The 15,887-nt window shown below is 65.1% G+C and carries 13 protein-coding genes and 3 tRNA genes; 5 read left to right on the forward strand and 11 right to left on the reverse strand.

The genetic code is table 11. The annotated features are described in order from the left end of the window. Positions 1-6 precede the first annotated feature (6 nt). The 3 genes from pyrH to rpsB all read right to left on the reverse strand — a co-directional run bounded on the left by pyrH (position 7) and on the right by rpsB (position 2,582). Positions 7-729: a UMP kinase gene (pyrH, locus tag AC1DFC_RS04205; RefSeq protein WP_007836993.1), complete on the reverse strand. Its 723-nt coding sequence runs from the start codon at positions 727-729 to the stop codon at positions 7-9. Positions 730-824: 95 nt separating this feature from the next. After that, positions 825-1,748: a translation elongation factor Ts gene (gene tsf / locus AC1DFC_RS04210; protein WP_007836995.1), complete on the reverse strand. Its 924-nt coding sequence runs from the start codon at positions 1,746-1,748 to the stop codon at positions 825-827. Between the two features lie 81 nt (positions 1,749-1,829). After that, complete coding sequence (rpsB, locus tag AC1DFC_RS04215; protein WP_007836997.1) at positions 1,830-2,582, reverse strand: 30S ribosomal protein S2; 753 nt, start codon at positions 2,580-2,582, stop codon at positions 1,830-1,832. A 208-nt stretch (positions 2,583-2,790) separates the two neighbouring features. Between rpsB and AC1DFC_RS04220 the strand changes: the two genes are divergently transcribed. Beyond that, positions 2,791-4,113 (forward strand): amidase, encoded by a 1,323-nt coding sequence (locus tag AC1DFC_RS04220; protein WP_007836998.1) that lies wholly within the window; start codon positions 2,791-2,793, stop codon positions 4,111-4,113. A 56-nt stretch (positions 4,114-4,169) separates the two neighbouring features. Further along, positions 4,170-5,423 (forward strand): D-amino acid dehydrogenase, encoded by a 1,254-nt coding sequence (locus AC1DFC_RS04225; RefSeq protein WP_413331520.1) that lies wholly within the window; start codon positions 4,170-4,172, stop codon positions 5,421-5,423. Here the strand turns inward: AC1DFC_RS04225 and AC1DFC_RS04230 are convergent. Beyond that, positions 5,413-5,841, reverse strand: coding sequence for a hypothetical protein (locus tag AC1DFC_RS04230; RefSeq protein ID WP_478178704.1), 429 nt, complete (start codon positions 5,839-5,841; stop codon positions 5,413-5,415). The genes AC1DFC_RS04225 and AC1DFC_RS04230 overlap by 11 nt on opposite strands. 41 nt (positions 5,842-5,882) lie before the next feature. Between AC1DFC_RS04230 and AC1DFC_RS04235 the strand changes: the two genes are divergently transcribed. Then, positions 5,883-7,343 (forward strand): NAD(P)H-hydrate dehydratase, encoded by a 1,461-nt coding sequence (locus AC1DFC_RS04235; protein WP_413331522.1) that lies wholly within the window; start codon positions 5,883-5,885, stop codon positions 7,341-7,343. A 6-nt stretch (positions 7,344-7,349) separates the two neighbouring features. On the opposite strand, the gene AC1DFC_RS04240 is transcribed toward AC1DFC_RS04235, so the two are convergent. Both AC1DFC_RS04240 and rnr read right to left on the reverse strand, forming a co-directional pair. After that, complete coding sequence (locus AC1DFC_RS04240; RefSeq protein ID WP_007837002.1) at positions 7,350-8,114, reverse strand: SDR family oxidoreductase; 765 nt, start codon at positions 8,112-8,114, stop codon at positions 7,350-7,352. Positions 8,115-8,168: 54 nt separating this feature from the next. Next, positions 8,169-10,430: a ribonuclease R gene (gene rnr / locus AC1DFC_RS04245; RefSeq protein WP_478178705.1), complete on the reverse strand. Its 2,262-nt coding sequence runs from the start codon at positions 10,428-10,430 to the stop codon at positions 8,169-8,171. Positions 10,431-10,511: 81 nt separating this feature from the next. Here rnr and AC1DFC_RS04250 point away from each other — a divergent pair. Continuing rightward, positions 10,512-10,596 (forward strand) — tRNA-Leu (locus AC1DFC_RS04250). A gap of 155 nt (positions 10,597-10,751) precedes the next feature. After that, positions 10,752-10,836, forward strand: a tRNA-Leu gene (locus tag AC1DFC_RS04255). 84 nt (positions 10,837-10,920) lie between these two features. Here the strand turns inward: AC1DFC_RS04255 and rimO are convergent. The 5 genes from rimO to AC1DFC_RS04280 form a co-directional block, all read right to left on the reverse strand. After that, a complete protein-coding gene (rimO, locus tag AC1DFC_RS04260; protein WP_007837004.1) occupies positions 10,921-12,327 on the reverse strand; it encodes a 30S ribosomal protein S12 methylthiotransferase RimO in 1,407 nt (468 codons plus the stop codon). Between the two features lie 39 nt (positions 12,328-12,366). Further along, complete coding sequence (gene phaR, locus AC1DFC_RS04265) at positions 12,367-12,927, reverse strand: polyhydroxyalkanoate synthesis repressor PhaR (protein ID WP_007837005.1); 561 nt, start codon at positions 12,925-12,927, stop codon at positions 12,367-12,369. 74 nt (positions 12,928-13,001) lie between these two features. Next, positions 13,002-13,370 carry a hypothetical protein gene (locus AC1DFC_RS04270; RefSeq protein ID WP_007837006.1) on the reverse strand — a complete coding sequence of 123 codons (369 nt, stop codon included), beginning with the start codon at positions 13,368-13,370 and terminating at the stop codon, positions 13,002-13,004. Between the two features lie 172 nt (positions 13,371-13,542). Continuing rightward, positions 13,543-13,619 (reverse strand) — tRNA-Val (locus AC1DFC_RS04275). A 48-nt stretch (positions 13,620-13,667) separates the two neighbouring features. Continuing rightward, complete coding sequence (locus AC1DFC_RS04280; protein ID WP_413749400.1) at positions 13,668-15,872, reverse strand: RelA/SpoT family protein; 2,205 nt, start codon at positions 15,870-15,872, stop codon at positions 13,668-13,670. Positions 15,873-15,887 lie beyond the last annotated feature (15 nt).

Raw genomic sequence — 15,887 nt, forward strand, 5'->3', positions numbered from 1 at the left:
ATACTCCTAGGCATGCACCAGCGTGCCCTCGTCCTCGCCCATCACGACGCGCTTGAGCGCACCGTTCTTGAGGATCGAGAACACCTTGATCGGCAGCTTCTGGTCGCGGCACAGCGCGAAGGCCGTGGCATCCATGATGCCGAGATTTTTTGCGATCGCCTCGTCGAAAGTCAGCGTGGCGTAGCGCGTTGCATCGGGGTTGGTCTTGGGGTCGGCGGTATAGACGCCGTCGACCTTGGTCGCCTTGAGCACGAGCTCGGCGCCGATCTCGGCGCCGCGCAGCGCGGCGGCCGTATCGGTGGTGAAGAACGGATTGCCCGTGCCGGCCGCGAACACCACGACCTTGCCCTCTTCGAGGTACTGCAGGGCCTTGGGGCGCACATAGGGCTCGACCACCTGCTCGATGGCAATGGCGGACATCACGCGGGCTACGAGCCCCTGCTTGTCCATTGCGTCKGCCAGCGCCAGCGAGTTCATCACGGTGGCCAGCATGCCCATGTAGTCGGCCGTGGCGCGGTCCATGCCGACCGAGCCACCCGCGACGCCGCGGAAGATGTTGCCGCCCCCGATCACGACCGCCACCTGGACGCCCATGTTCACGACCTCGGCCACTTCCTGCACCATGCGCACGATGGTGGCGCGGTTGATGCCGAAGGCGTCATCGCCCATCAATGCCTCTCCCGACAGCTTCAACAAGATTCGCTTGTGGGCTGGGCGGGCATCAGACATGGGCAATTTCCTTTGATTTGGCGGGGACGAGTGTAAAACGTAGCGATGAAAAAGCGACGGCACGCGTGGCGCACCGTCGCTGGAGCCCGAAAGGCTTAGGCAGCGGCCTTGGCTGCTGCGACCTGCGCGGCAACTTCCGCAGCGAAGTCGTCAACTTTCTTCTCAATGCCTTCGCCGACCACGTACAAGGTAAAGCCCTTGATCGAGGTGTCGGCAGCCTTGAGCATCTGCTCGACGGTCTGCTTGTCGTTCTTCACGAACGGCTGGTTGTGCAGCGAGACTTCCTTCAGGTACTTCTGCACGCCGCCTTCGATGCGCTTGGCAACGATGTCGTCGGGCTGCGGCTTCTTGCCTTCGGCCTCGGCTACCTTGCGGTCTTCGGCAGCCTTGCCGGCAGCCACGGCGCGCTCTTTTTCGATCAGCTCGACAGGCACGTCCGACGCCTGGATGGCGACCGGCTTCATGGCGGCAATGTGCATCGCCACGTCCTTGGCCGACGTATCGTCGCCCTCGAACTCGACCATCACGCCGATGCGCGTGCCGTGCAGGTACGAAGCCAGCTTGCCGTTGCCGGCAAAGTGCTTGAAGCGGCGAAAGCTCATGTTCTCGCCGATCTTGCCAATCAGGCCCTTGCGCACGTCCTCGAGCGTCGGGCCGAAGCCGTCCTGCTCGTAAGGCAGCGCGCCCAGCGCAGCGATGTCGGCCGGGTTGTTCTTGGCGACCAGCATCGCGGCAGCGTTGGCCATGGCCAGGAAGCTGTCGTTCTTGGTGACGAAGTCGGTTTCGCAGTTGATTTCGATCATGCCGCCGGCAGCGCCATCGACGAATGCCGTGACCACGCCTTCGGCAGTGATGCGGCCCGATGCCTTGCCAGCCTTGTTGCCGAGCTTGATGCGCAGCAGCTCTTCGGCCTTTTCCATGTTGCCGTCGGCCTCGGTCAGGGCCTTCTTGCATTCCATCATCGGCGCGTCGGTCTTTGCGCGCAGTTCGCCGACCATGCTTGCGGTGATTGCAGCCATTGTTGTATCTCCGTAAATCCAAAAATCAGGTTAAAAAAAAGGGGCACCAAAGCCCCTTCTTCAGGCTCGCGAGCGCGCCTATCAGGCCGAAGCGCCCTCTTCGACTTCGACGAATTCGTCGCTGCCTTCGGCGATGGCCTTGACCACGTCACCGGTGGCGCTGTTGCGGCCTTCGATGATCGCGTCAGCGATGCCGCGGGCGTACAGCGTGACAGCCTTCGACGAGTCGTCGTTGCCAGGAATCACATAGTCGATGCCTTCGGGCGAGTGGTTGGAGTCCACCACGCCGATCAGCGGAATGCCGAGCTTCTTGGCTTCGGCCACGGCGATCTTGTGGAAGCCCACGTCGATCACGAAGATGGCGTCGGGCAGCGCGGTCATGTCCTGGATGCCGCCGATGTCCTTTTCGAGCTTCTCGATTTCGCGCGAGAAGGTCAGTTGCTCCTTCTTGCTCAGCGAGTCGAGACCGGCTTCCTGCTGGGCCTTCATGTCCTTCAGGCGCTTGATCGAGGTCTTGACCGTCTTGAAGTTGGTCAGCATGCCGCCGAGCCAGCGGGTGTCGACGAAAGGCACGCCGGCGCGGCGAGCCTCGGCAGCCACGATTTCACGGGCCTGGCGCTTCGTGCCGACCATCAGGATCGTGCCGCGGTTGGCGGTGAGCTGCTTGGCGTACTTCATCGCATCCTGGAACATCGGGAGCGACTTTTCCAGGTTGATGATGTGGATCTTGTTGCGATGGCCGAAGATGAACGGGGCCATCTTGGGGTTCCAGAAGCGGGTTTGGTGACCGAAATGGACACCTGCTTCCAGCATTTCGCGCATGGTGGTAGACATTGAAATTACTCCAAAGGTTGGGTCTAAAATCCAGCCCGTTTTGTGCTCTTTTGAACGGAGTCACAACACCTTGATTGGGCCGGTTTGCGGATGTGTCTGGCTGGATGCAACGAAAGCCGTCGCTTTGCCAGCGAAACCCAAAGAGTATAGCACGGCCGCCGCCTCCTCTCCCTCGAAACCGAGCCGCCTCACGGCATCCGCAGCCTCCATGAACGACCTTCACGCCACTCGCTTTACCCTTCTGGCAGGTGGCTCCGACGCCCGCACCGAAATGGAGCGCGCCATCGGCATCGCCCTGTCCCCGGCCTGCGCGCACGTCTTCACCCGCACCATGTTCGACGAGGCCCGCCAGACTGCCGCCGCGTCGACCCCCGATAGCCGCCTTTCCGGACTGGCCTTCACCGCGAAGGACCTGTTCGATGTCGAAGGCCAGCCAACGCCCGCCGGCTCTGCAGTGCTGGCCCATGCGCCCGCTGCCAAGGCCGACGCCCTTGCCGTGGCGCGGCTGCGCGCCGCGGGCGGCGTGCTGACCGGCCGCACCAACATGACGGAGTTCGCCTTCTCGGGCGTCGGCGTCAATCCGCACCACGGCACGCCGGCCAACGCGTGCGACGCCGCCACGCCCCGCATCCCGGGCGGCTCGTCGTCCGGCGCGGCAGTGTCGGTGGCCAGCGGCGCTGCGTTCATCGGGCTGGGCTCCGACACCGGCGGCTCGATCCGCATCCCGGCGGCGCTGAACGGCATCGTCGGCTTCAAGAACACGGCCCGGCTGACACCTGCGGAAGGCGCACTGCCGCTCTCGACCACCCTGGACACGGTTTGCGCCATGACGCGGTCGGTGCGCGACGCCATCACGGTGCACGAAATCCTCGCCGCGCGGCGCGTGACCGCCGGCAACGCCCCGCTGGCCGCCTACAGGCTGGCGGTAGTGAAGAACGTGTTCTTCGACAGTATCGAACCCGCCGTGGCCGCCGCTGTCGAGCGCTCGCTGAAGGCGTTGCGGGCCGCCGGCGCCCGCATCATCGAGATCGAACTGCCCGAACTGGCCGAGTTGACCACCATCAACGCCACCGGCGGCTTCTCGGCAGCCGAGTCTTACGCCTGGCACCGCCTGCTGCTGGAGCGCAGCGGCGCAGGCTACGATCCGCGCGTGGTCCAGCGCATCCTGCGCGGTGCCACGATGAAGGCGCACGAATACATCGACCTGATGCATGCCCGCCGCGACTGGATCGCCCGCGTCGAAACCGCACTCGCCCCGTTCGACGCCGTCCTGTCGCCGACCGTGCCGATCACCGCGCCGTCCCTCTCCAGCGTGGCGCCGGGCGCCGAGCGCGACGACGAATTCTTCCGCGTCAATACACTGCTGCTGCGCAATCCATCGATCGTCAACATGCTCGACGGCTGCGCCATCTCGCTGCCCTGCCACGTCGACGGCGAACTGCCGGTCGGCCTGATGCTGTGGCACGCCGCGCTGCACGACGACGCCGTGCTCGCAGTTGCGCTCCAGGCCGAGCGCTCGCTGCAAAAATAACAACCGACGCTGCCCAACTCACAGGCGCCAACCATCTCTCTTATCCAGAAAATTCAATGAAAATCGCGATCGTGGGCGCCGGCATCGTCGGCGTCACCACCGCCTGGGAACTGGTTTCCGACGGCCATGAAGTGACCGTGTTCGAGCGCAGGGGCGCCGCCGCAGAAGAAGCCAGCTTCGCCAACGCCGGCGTGGTCGCTCCCGGGTACGTCACGCCATGGGCCGCCCCCGGCATGCGCGGCAAGGTGCTGCGTTCGCTGCTGTCCTCGCACGGCGCCGTCAAGCTGCGATGGCCGCTGGCTTCGCGCGACATAGGCTGGCTGTCGCGCTGGCAAAAGGCCTGCAAGCTCGAAACCTACCTCGCCAATCGCGCACGCATGCAGCGCCTGGCCTTCTACAGCCGCAACCGCCTGCACGAAGTGACCGAGGCGCGCGAGCTCAGCTACGAACGCAGCGACGGCTACCTGGTGCTGCTGCGTTCCAAGCGCGAAAAGAAGCTGGTGCAGCCCGGGCTCGACGTACTGCGCGCGGCCGGCAGCGTTTTCAAGGAAATCGATGCAGACGAGGCCCGGCTGATCGAGCCGGCCCTCAACCCCGAGGCCCCGCTGGCGGGCGCCATCCACCTGCCCGACGATGAAGTGGCCAACTGCCGGCAGTTCGCACTGCTCCTCAAGTGGGAGGCCGAGTCGCTCGGCGCCCAGTTTCACTTCAACTGCGACATTGCCCCCCTGAGCCGCGCGGCGCCCACTTCGCTGTCTTTGGCGAGCGGCTCGGACCCGGTGCGCTACGACGCGGTCGTGATGTGCGCCGGCCTGGCGTCGGCGTCGCTGCTGCGGCCGCTGGGGCTGCGCATCCCGATGGCGCCGGTCTACGGCCATTCGATCAGTGCGCCGATCCGCGAACCGCTCAATGCACCGCGCAGCGCGGTGATGGACGAGCGCTACAAGGTTGCCATCTCCCGTCTGGGCCAGCGCGTGCGCGTGGCTGGCGGAGCCGAGATCGGCGGCTCGCTCGACACGATGAATCCGGCTGCCGTGCAGACGCTCTACAAGGTGCTGCACGACTGGTTCCCGGGCGCGGCCACGCTGCAGTCCGGCGTACAGCAATGGAAAGGCGCGCGGCCGATGCTGCCCGACGGCCCGCCCGTGCTGGGCGCAAGCGGCATCCCCGGCGTGTGGCTCAATCTCGGCCACGGCTCGAGCGGCTGGGCGCTGTCATGTGGTAGCGCGCGCGTGCTGGGCGACCTGATCGCCGGACAAGACCCTGGCATCGACCTCGAAGGCCTGGGCGTCGAACGGCTCAGTCTTTAGGACCCCACCGGCGCAGGCGCTCGGCGCAGGCCGGCTGCTCGACGGGCAACGCGGGCTCCGGCGGCGGCCGGAGTTTCTGCGCAGTCCATCCCAGCAAACCGGGGCCGACCAGCACAAAGAAACCCAGGCACAGCGCATCAGCACTCAGCAGCGCGAGGCGCACCAGACCGGAAACGGTTTCGGACGGCACGTCAAACCAGCGGACCACGCTGATGCCGAAGCCGACATTGGCGGCCCATGCCAGGTCCCGCAAAGCCACCCATCGCTTCAAATCGGCCAGCAGAAAGACGCCCCACACGCAGCACAGCAGGCCCAGGACCCATCCCAGCCCTGCAATCCACGACATCGTCGCAGCCACGAAGAAGACGAGCGCCGCGCAAAGCAGGACGAGCACCCAGCCGACGCTCTTGAGATTCATCCCCGGATGATAAGGAGACGACGCGACGGCACAATGCGCCGATGCAACGCATCACGTCCGCCACCGTCGCCGAGCTGTTCGACATCGCCGCCACGCGCCGCATCGAACAGGCTGCGGCGGCCGCCCTGCCCGCGCACGCGCTGATGCAGCGTGCCGGCCTCGCAGTCGCACGGCTGGCAATGGCGATCGCGCCGCATGCACGGACGATCTGGGTGGCCTGCGGGCCAGGCAACAACGGCGGCGATGGCTTCGAGGCCGCTGCGCAGTTGCGGCACAGGGGCTTCTTTCCGGTCGTCACCTTCCTGGGGGATGAAAGCCGCTTGCCGCCGGACGCCAAGGCATCGCTGCAGCGCGCCCGCGACGCAGGCGTGACATTCGCATCGACACCGCCTTCGGCCTATGAACTGGCCATCGACGCGCTGCTCGGCATTGGATCGACTCGGCCACCCGAAGGCACGATGGCCGAATGGCTGGCGAATATGCATGCAAGTGCCCGGCCGGTGCTCAGCGTCGACGTGCCATCGGGCCTGAATGCCGACACGGGCACGCTAACCCACGGCATCGAACCTGCCCAGACATCGACGCGCAGCTGCGTCACCTTCCTCACGCTGAAGCCCGGCCTGTTCACCGCCCAGGGCCGCGATGCGGCAGGCGCCGTGTGGTTCGACGATCTGGGTTGCGGCGCATTCAAGGATCAACCCGCGGCCCGGATCGCCGGGGCGCCCGAAGCTCGGCGGCGCGCACATGCGTCGCACAAGGGCAGTTTTGGCGATGTCGCGGTGATCGGCGGCGCGCTCGGCATGGCAGGAGCCGCGCTGCTGGCCGGGTCGGCGGCTTTGCACAGCGGTGCGGGGCGCGTATTCGTCGGGCTGCTCGATCCGAGCGCGGCCCCCGTCGACATCGCGCAACCCGAACTGATGCTGCGCGACGCCCGAACGCTCGACCTGTCAGGCATGACAGCAGTGTGCGGATGCGGCGGCGCAAAGGCCGTGGCCGAACTGCTGCCGCGCGCGCTCTCGACGGCGGCCGCACTGGTACTCGATGCCGACGCGCTCAATGCCATCGCAGCCGATGGCGCGCTGCAAGCCCAATTGGTATTGCGAGGAAAAGGCGGAGCACCCACCGTGATCACGCCGCATCCGCTGGAAGCGGCGCGCCTGCTAGGCTGCCCGGTCGGCGAGGTCCAGGCCGACAGGCTGGCCGCAGCCCACCAACTCGCCGCGCGCTTCGGTGTCGTGACAGTGCTCAAGGGTTCAGGCACTGTGGTTGCCGACGCCCGCGGCGCACCACCCATCATCAACCTGACCGGCAATGCGCGCCTCGCGACGGCCGGCACCGGCGACGTGCTGGCCGGCATGATCGGCGCGGCACTGGCCATGCGCCAGCCAGCCTTCGAGGCGGCGCACGAAGCCGTCTGGCAGCACGGCCACATCGCCGATACCTGGCCGGCCGATGCCGCCCCGCTCACGGCCGGCACGCTGGCCCGCCGTGCGTCCGCCTGACGGCGCTTAGCCGCGCCCGACGAAGGGCATCTTCGTCGCCATGATGGTGTGGAACAGCACGTTGGCTTCCAGCGGCAGGTTTGCCATGTAGAGCACCGACTGGCCCACGATCTTGACGTCGATCAGCGGCTCGATCGCAAGTTCGCCGTTGGCTTGCGGCACGCCCTTGGCCATGCGTGCGGCCAGTTCGGTCATGGCATTGCCGACGTCGACCTGCCCCACCGCGATGTCGTACTTGCGGCCATCGAGCGACGCAGTTTTCGTCAGCCCTTCGACCGCATGCTTGGTCGCCGTATAGGCAGCCGAGTTCGGCCGCGGCGCGGTGGCCGAGATGGAGCCGTTGTTGATGATGCGGCCCCCCTGCGGCGTTTGCGCCTTCATCGTGCGGAACGCCTGCTGGATGCAGAAGAACATGCCCGTCAGGTTGATGTCGACAACACCCTGCCACTGCGCGGGCGTCCAGTCCTCGAACGGGCCCGGCGGGTTGCCCACGCCGGCGTTGTTGAACAGCAGGTCGACACGGCCGAAGCGCTCGACCGTGGCCGCGAACAGGGCTTGCACCGAGTCCGCATTGGCCACGTCGGTCGGCACCGCGAAGGCGCGCGCGCCGGCACCCGATTCTTGCGCCACCTGTTCCAGCGGCTCCAGGCGGCGCCCCGCCAGCGCCACGCTCCAGCCGTCGCCCAACAGCGCCAGTGCGGCTGCGCGGCCGATGCCGGAGCCCGCCCCCGTGACGATGGCGATGCGGCCCTTGTTGTCTTCAGCGCTCATGCTGTGTGTCTCTTTCTCTTCTTGGGTTGGTCGATGGTTCGTGCGGCCTGGGCTTCATCGGCGCGGCTTGYGCCCCTTCATCTTGTTGGCGGCCTTCTTGACCGCCGACTTGAAGGCCTGCATTGCCGACTGCGGTCCTGCCGCAGGCGAGGAACCGCGCTCCGCGCGCGGCTCGGCGTTGCCGGCTTCAGCCTTCTGGCGCGTGCTGCGCTTGGCCGAGGCCTTGACCGGCACGCCCGATGCCACGCCCTTGTCCTTCATGGCACGGGTCGCCAGCTCTTCGCCTTCGCGCACGAGGCGGAAGTCGATCTTGCGGCCGTCGAGGTCGACGCGGCTCACCTGCACCCGCACCCGCGTGCCGATGGCGTAGCGGATGCCGGTGCGCTCGCCGCGCAATTCCTGGCGCATCTCGTCGAACTTGAAGTACTCGCCGCCAAGCTCGGTGATGTGCACCAGGCCCTCGACGTACATCGCATCGAGCGTGACGAAGATGCCGAAAGTCGTGGCGGCCGTGACCACACCGCCGTATTCCTCGCCGAGGTGCTCGCGCATGTACTTGCACTTGAGCCACGCCTCGACGTCACGGCTGGCTTCGTCGGCTCGGCGCTCGTTGGCGCTGCAATGCAGGCCCGCGGCCTCCCATGCGAGCACTTCCTTGCTTGGCGCCACAGTGGCCTTCTGCGGCTTGTTGGTCGGCGCCTTCACGCGCGACGCAAGCCGCTTGGCCAGTTTGGCGTGCGCTTCGCCGGGCGTGGGCAGCATCGGCAGCTGGTAGCGCGTCTTGCCGAGGATCGCCTTGATCACACGATGCACCAGCAAATCCGGATAGCGCCGGATCGGGCTCGTGAAATGCGTGTAGGCCTCGTAGGCCAGGCCGAAGTGGCCGCTGTTGATCGGCGTATAGATCGCCTGCTGCATCGAGCGCAGCAGCATGGTGTGGATCTGCTGCGCATCGGGGCGCTCTTTCGTGGCCTCGGCAATCGCCTGGAACTCGCCCGGCCTGGGGTCGTCGGTGATGCTCAGGCCCACGCCCATCGCCTTCAGGTAGCCACGCAGGATTTCCTTCTTCTCGGGCGTCGGGCCTTCGTGCACGCGGTACAGGCCCGGGTGCTTGCCTTCGGCGATGAAGTCGGCGCTGCAGACGTTGGCCGCGAGCATCGCTTCCTCGATCAGGCGGTGCGCTTCGTTGCGCGTGCGCGGAACGATCTTTTCGATGCGCCCGGCGTCGTCGCAGATGATCTGCGTCTCGGTGGTTTCGAAGTCGACCGCGCCGCGCTTGCCGCGTTGCTTGAGCAGCGCCTTGTAGACATCGGCGAGGTTCAGCAGATCCTTGACGCGGTCCTTGCGCTTGGCGGCTTCGGGGCCGCGTGTGTTGCCAAGGATGGCCGCCACTTCGGTGTACGTGAAGCGCGCATGGCTGAACATCACGGCCGGATAGAACTGGTAGGCGTAGATCTCGCCGTCTGCGGCCACGAGCATGTCGCACACCATGCACAGGCGCTCGACCTCGGGGTTCAGCGAGCACAGGCCGTTCGACAACTTCTCGGGCAGCATCGGAATGACGCGGCGCGGGAAGTAGACGCTGGTGGCGCGGTCGTAGGCGTCGATGTCGATGCCCGAACCCGTCTGCACGTAGGCGCTGACGTCGGCGATCGCAACCAGCAAGCGCCAGCCCTTGCCACGGCCCACCTTCGCAGGCTCGCAGTACACGGCGTCGTCGAAGTCGCGCGCGTCTTCACCGTCGATGGTGACGAGCGGAATGTCGGTGAGGTCCACGCGCCCCTTCTTGTCGGCGGGACGAACCTTCTCTGGCAGCGCCTTGGCCTCGGCCAGGCACTCTGCGGAAAATTCATGCGGCACGCCGTACTTGCGCACGGCGATCTCGATCTCCATGCCGGGGTCGTCGATCTCGCCCAGCACTTCCTTCACGCGGCCCACCGGCTGGCCGAACAACGCCGGCGGCTCGGTGAGTTGCACGACCACCACCTGCCCCACCTTTGCGGGACCGGTGGCGCCCTTGGGAATCAGGACGTCCTGTCCGTAGCGCTTGTCTTCCGGCGCAACAAGCCAGATGCCGCCTTCGTGCAGCAGGCGGCCGATGATGGGCTGCTCGGGACGCTCGACGATCTCCACCACGCGCCCCTCGGGACGGCCGCGGCGGTCCTGGCGCACAACGCGCGCCTTGACGCGGTCCTTGTGCAGCACCGCGCGCATCTCGTTCGGGGGCAGGTAGATGTCTGCCTCGCCGTCATCGCGCTGAACGAAGCCATGCCCGTCACGATGCCCTTGAACGGTTCCTTCGAATTCATCCAGCAAGCCGCTGGAAGTGACATTATTTTTGATATGATCTCCTTCTTTCCTGAAATTCAAAACATAACTGCTTCGGCAGTTCTGTGGGCCCAGATGGCGGAATTGGTAGACGCACTAGTTTCAGGTACTAGCGAGTAACATCGTGGAGGTTCGAGTCCTCTTCTGGGCACCAAGTTTAAACAGACCTTTACCAGGTCATTCGATTCAAGCCACCGGCCTCCGGTGGCTTTTTTCATGGCTGCTTGAATTTGCATCGAGCAGCCGGCGCAGCAAAGTTGCTTCGCAAAAATATGTATAATCGCAATCTTTGCTGAAAAGCAAAAACAAGCCCAGATGGCGGAATTGGTAGACGCACTAGTTTCAGGTACTAGCGAGTAACATCGTGGAGGTTCGAGTCCTCTTCTGGGCACCAGATTCAACAAGACCCTTACCAGGTCATTCGATTCAAGCCACCGGCCTCCGGTGGCTTTTTTCTTGTCCGCTTGAATCTGAAGCATCAAACGGGCAGCGCGATCAAGTCATGGCCCTCGGCGCCCACGATGCGGGCGCGAGTGAACTCGCCCACCTTCAGCGTCTTGCTGATCTTCTCGGGCGGCAGCAGGCGAACCGTGCCGTCGATCTCCGGCGCATCGGCGTACGTGCGCCCCACTCCACCCTTGCGGCCCATGCCCGGCGCCGAATCAACCAGCACCTGCATCGTCGAGCCAACACGCTTCTGCAGCTTGGCGATCGATACGATCTCCGCCACCTCCATGAAGCGGGCGCGACGCGCTTCACGCTCCGGCTCGGGCAGCATGCCGGGAATGTCATTGGCGGTCGCGCCCTCGACCGGGCTGTAGGCAAAGCAACCAGCACGATCGATCTCGGCTTCCCGGATGAAGTCGAGCAGATGCTCGAACTCCTGCTCCGTCTCGCCAGGAAAGCCGGCGATGAAGGTGCTGCGGATCACAAGCTCCGGGCACACCTCGCGCCAGCGCGCCAGCCGCTCCAGATTCTTCTCGCCACTGGCCGGGCGCTTCATGCGCTTCAGCACATCGGGATGGCTGTGCTGCAACGGCACGTCGAGGTACGGCAGCACCTGGCCACTGGCCATGAGCGGAATGACTTCGTCGACGCTCGGATACGGGTACACGTAGTGCAAACGGACCCATGCGCCGTAGGGCTCGGCGATTTCACCCAGCGTGCGCACCAGTTCGAGCATGCGGGTCTTGACCGGCTTGCCATCCCAGAACCCGGTGCGGTACTTCATATCGACGCCATAGGCCGAAGTGTCCTGGCTGATCACCAGCAGTTCTTTCACGCCGCCTTCGAACAGGGCCTTCGCCTCGCTCAGAACATCTCCGACCGGCCGCGACACGAGGTCGCCGCGCATCGAGGGAATGATGCAGAAGGTGCAGCGGTGGTTGCAGCCTTCGCTGATCTTCAGGTAGGCGTAGTGGCGCGGCGTCAGCTTGAGGCCGGCAACGCCGAAGGTGTTCGGCACCAGGTCGATAAACGGATCGTGCGGCTTCGGCAGGTTCGCATGCACCGCGTCCATCACCTCCTGCGTGGCATGCGGACCGGTCACGGCCAGCACGCTCGGGTGCATCTGGCGCACCAGGTTGCCCCCCTGGTCGCCAGTCTTGGCGCCCAGGCAGCCAGTGACGATCACACGGCCGTTCTCGGCCAAAGCCTCACCGATGGTGTCCAGGCTCTCCTTCACGGCATCGTCGATGAAGCCGCAGGTGTTGACGATCACTAGATCGGCGCCTTCGAAAGTCTTGGCGGTTTGATAACCCTCGGCACTCAGCTGGGTCAGGATCAGTTCGGAATCGGTAAGGGCCTTGGGACAGCCCAGGCTCACGAATCCGACCTTGGGGGCGGCCGGCGTGGCCGTACGTTCGGGGGAGGCAACTTCGCTCATATGCCTCTATTGTCCCAGCTATCGGTGACGGCTGGGCATTCAAGGGCGCTTGATGCCAAAGGCCCCCAGTACCTGTTCGGTGTTTTTCTGCATCTGCTCCTGCATCTGCAGGAAAACGTTCTTCGATTGCTCGACGTAATTGCCCATCAGCCCCTGCAGCATCGGAGACTGCATGGTCATGAAGCGCGACCACATTTCGGGCGTCAGCCCCTCGGCCTTCTCGGCCAACTGTGCCTGCACCTCGGTCATGGCCTGGATGTTCTTCTCGAGATACGGCCCCATGTAGCCCTGCATAGCCTGTCCATAGAACCGGATGATGTTGGCCAGGACCTGCTCGGTGAACATCGGCGCGCCGCCCGCTTCTTCTTCGAGAATGATCTGCAGCAGGATGCTGCGAGTGAGGTCGTCGCCCGTCTTGGCATCGCGCACCACGAACTGGGCGTTCTGGATGACCAACTGCTTCACCTCGGTCAGCGTGATGTACGTGGATGTCTCGGTGTCGTAGAGCCTTCGGTTGGGGTACTTCTTGATCACACGCTGTACCGGCTTGACCCCGGACTTCTTGCTCTGCACTGCGGACTCCTTCACATGGACGCCCATGTCATCGGATGATTCTAGGGAGCGGTTTTGCTGCGCCGCGACAAGGTTTACCCTGACCGGGCTCGCCGCCTTCCTCAATCCGACGATGTCGCGTACTCCGCGCCGCATGCATGGCAGGCGGCCGACTCGGGCCGCTCTTCGTCGGCCTCTCGAAAACGCAGCGGTGTTTTTTGGCCGTAGACCACCCAGCAGCGCGGACAGTGCTCCTGCCCCACGGTCGGCAGGTAGGCACGAGCGCGCTGTTCGGCGCGCTCTTCGGTCAAGGGCATGCCCTGGCGTTGGGCACGCGCCACTTCGCGCGCCGCCATCGTGTCGGTACGTCCACCCGCGTGGTCGTTGATGCCGTAGACAGCACGCGCAAACTCGATGGGAGCCTGCTTCAACAGCGCCGCAAGGCGCTTGTCGGCATGAGCCCGATCAACCAGCGTTGATCGCGTATTCATCGGATCGCTTGTCAAGAAAAATAGAATGAGGGTGCAGAGAGGCCAAGGTAGCACAACAACATGGTCGAGGGCTTTTTCCGCATCACCGCAAATGGGACGATATGTGCACCGGGGAACCCGGTGCATGCTCTGTTCAACGGGTCCGGTGGTTGGCCGGGGTTGAAACAGAAATTGGTAGGCGCGATTGGACTCGAACCAACGACCCCCACCATGTCAAGGTGGTGCTCTAACCAGCTGAGCTACGCGCCTAAGGATGTGTCCGAGAAGCAGCTATTGTAGCAGGAGAAAACGCGCTTTTCAGCGGCGACGTGCAGATCGCACACCAATAACTGCAGTGACCAGCCCAAGGACCTGCGTGAGCCGCGCGGCATCTGCGATTTCCACAGTGAACGTCATCCACGCCGTGCCCTTGATCGACTGCGTCTGCACGCCGATCACGTTCATCTTCTCGCGCGCAAACACGTCGGAGATATCGCGCAGCAGCCCTTGGCGGTCGGCCGCCTCGACGGCCACGTCCACCGCATACACAGGCGCATCGGCACCCTTCTTCGCAACGCCCCACTCCACATCGATAACGCGCTCGCCATCCTTCGCTGCCATCGTGCGGAAGTTGCTGCAATCGCCGCGGTGCACGCTGACGCCATGGCCCCGCGTGACGAAGCCGCGAATGGCATCGGGCGGCGCGGGCTTGCAGCACTTGGCGAGCTGCGTCATCAGCGAAGACACGCCCACCACCAGCACGCCACCCTTGCCCGATTTTTCGCTGCCGCGCGCCTTCTTGATAAGCACGCCGTCATCCGGCCCCGGTGCGGGCTCGGGCGGACGCAGCAGCGTCTCGATGTTGCGCAGCGAGAACTCGTCCTTGCCCACCACTTCGAACAGGTGGTCCGCCGACTTGAAGCCGAGCTGCGACGCCAGGTCTTCGAGCCGCACTGCTGTCTTGCCTTCGCGCTGCAGCAGCTTCTCGACCGCTTCGCGTCCGCGCGCCACGGTCTCGTGCGTGATCTGTGCGTTGAACCATGCGCGCACCTTCGCGCGCGCACGATGGCTGGCCAGATAGCCCAGTTCCGCATTGAGCCAGTCGCGCGACGGACCGCCCTCCTTGGCCGCGATGATCTCGACCGTCTGCCCGTTCGACAGCGGCGTGTTCAACGGCACCATCGCACCATCGACGCGCGCTCCGCGGCAGCGATGGCCCAGCGTGGTGTGCACGGTGTAGGCAAAGTCGACCGGCGTCGCGCCCTGCGGCAACTCGACGATAGCGGCATCGGGCGTCAGCACATAGATGCGGTCGTCGAACAGACCCTGACCCTGCAGGCCGCCCGACAGATCGCGCTCCCATGCCAGCAGTTGCCGCAGCACCGCGATCTTCGCGTCGTACTCGCCACTCGCCCATACGCCCGCGTAGCCCTTGTGGCCCGCTTCCTTGTAGGCCCAGTGCGCCGCCACGCCATGCTCGGCGTGGTCATGCATTTCTTCGGTGCGGATCTGGATCTCGATCGGCTTGCCCGCCTTGCCATCCACCAGCTCGCGCACCACCGTGTGCAGCGACTGATAGCCGTTGGGCTTGGGCCGCGCGATGTAGTCGTCGAACTCCTCGTCGATCGGCTGGAAGTGCGAATGCACCCACGCCAGCGCCGCGTAGCAATCCTTGACGTCGGGCACCACCACGCGCAGTGCGAGGATGTCGAAGACCTGCTCGAAGTCGAGCGACTTGCCGCGCATCTTCTTGACGATGCTGTAGATGTTCTTGGGGCGCCCCTGCACAGTGGCCTTGACGCCTTCGGCCTGCAGTTCGCGCTCGAGCTGCGAGCGCAGTTGCTCGATGTGCCCCTCGCGCTCGATGCGCTTTTCGTCGAGCAGGCGCGCGATCAGCTTGTAGGTTTCGGGCTCGAGGAAGCGGAACGAGAGGTCCTCGATCTCCCACTTCACCTGCCAGATACCCAGCCGGTTGGCCAGTGGCGCGAACACCTGCAACGACTCGCGCGCCACGCTCTCGGGCGCAGGCTGCTTGCTTGCGGCCGCATGCCGCAGCGTCTGCAGGCGCGAAGCCAGCCGCAGCATCACCACGCGAAGGTCGCGCGAGAACGCAAGCAGCATCTTGCGCACGTTCTCGGTCTGCGCGCCCGCGCCTTCGACGTGATGCCCCTGCGACGCGGAGCGGGCCTGCTCCTGTACACGCACCAGCTTGGTCGTCTCGACGGCGAGCGCTGCAAAGTTGTCGCCGAACACCTTGGCGATCACCTCCTGCGGGCGATTCAGGTGCTGACACGAATAAACCAGATAGCTCGCCGCCTGCATGGCCTCGGAGCCACCCATCTTCGCGACGATGGCGGCAACCGCGTCGGCATGCGCGAGCGAGTTCTCGCCCGTGTCGAGCTTCTCGTCGGCGATCAGCGGTTCGGCGAACGCACGCGCGCGCGCCAGCATGTTTTCCATCACCGGCGTACGGTCGGCCGTTGCCGCGGACAACGGATAGTCGACCATGGCCGCGTCGGACATGGGTGCCGTCTGGAG

Source organism: Variovorax sp. 10L421 (assembly GCF_056395365.1).

Bases quoted from the DNA above. Each gene is read 5' to 3' on its own strand.
- tsf (WP_007836995.1), bottom strand. From the start codon at position 1,748: ATGGCTGCAATCACCGCAAGCATGGTCGGCGAACTGCGCGCAAAGACC.
- rpsB (WP_007836997.1), bottom strand. From the start codon at position 2,582: ATGTCTACCACCATGCGCGAAATGCTGGAAGCAGGTGTCCATTTCGGT.
- AC1DFC_RS04220 (WP_007836998.1), top strand. From the start codon at position 2,791: ATGAACGACCTTCACGCCACTCGCTTTACCCTTCTGGCAGGTGGCTCC.
- AC1DFC_RS04225 (WP_413331520.1), top strand. From the start codon at position 4,170: ATGAAAATCGCGATCGTGGGCGCCGGCATCGTCGGCGTCACCACCGCC.
- AC1DFC_RS04230 (WP_478178704.1), bottom strand. From the start codon at position 5,841: ATGAATCTCAAGAGCGTCGGCTGGGTGCTCGTCCTGCTTTGCGCGGCG.
- AC1DFC_RS04235 (WP_413331522.1), top strand. From the start codon at position 5,883: ATGCAACGCATCACGTCCGCCACCGTCGCCGAGCTGTTCGACATCGCC.
- AC1DFC_RS04240 (WP_007837002.1), bottom strand. From the start codon at position 8,114: ATGAGCGCTGAAGACAACAAGGGCCGCATCGCCATCGTCACGGGGGCG.
- rimO (WP_007837004.1), bottom strand. From the start codon at position 12,327: ATGAGCGAAGTTGCCTCCCCCGAACGTACGGCCACGCCGGCCGCCCCC.
- phaR (WP_007837005.1), bottom strand. From the start codon at position 12,927: ATGGGCGTCCATGTGAAGGAGTCCGCAGTGCAGAGCAAGAAGTCCGGG.
- AC1DFC_RS04270 (WP_007837006.1), bottom strand. From the start codon at position 13,370: ATGAATACGCGATCAACGCTGGTTGATCGGGCTCATGCCGACAAGCGC.
- AC1DFC_RS04280 (WP_413749400.1), bottom strand. From the start codon at position 15,872: ATGTCCGACGCGGCCATGGTCGACTATCCGTTGTCCGCGGCAACGGCC.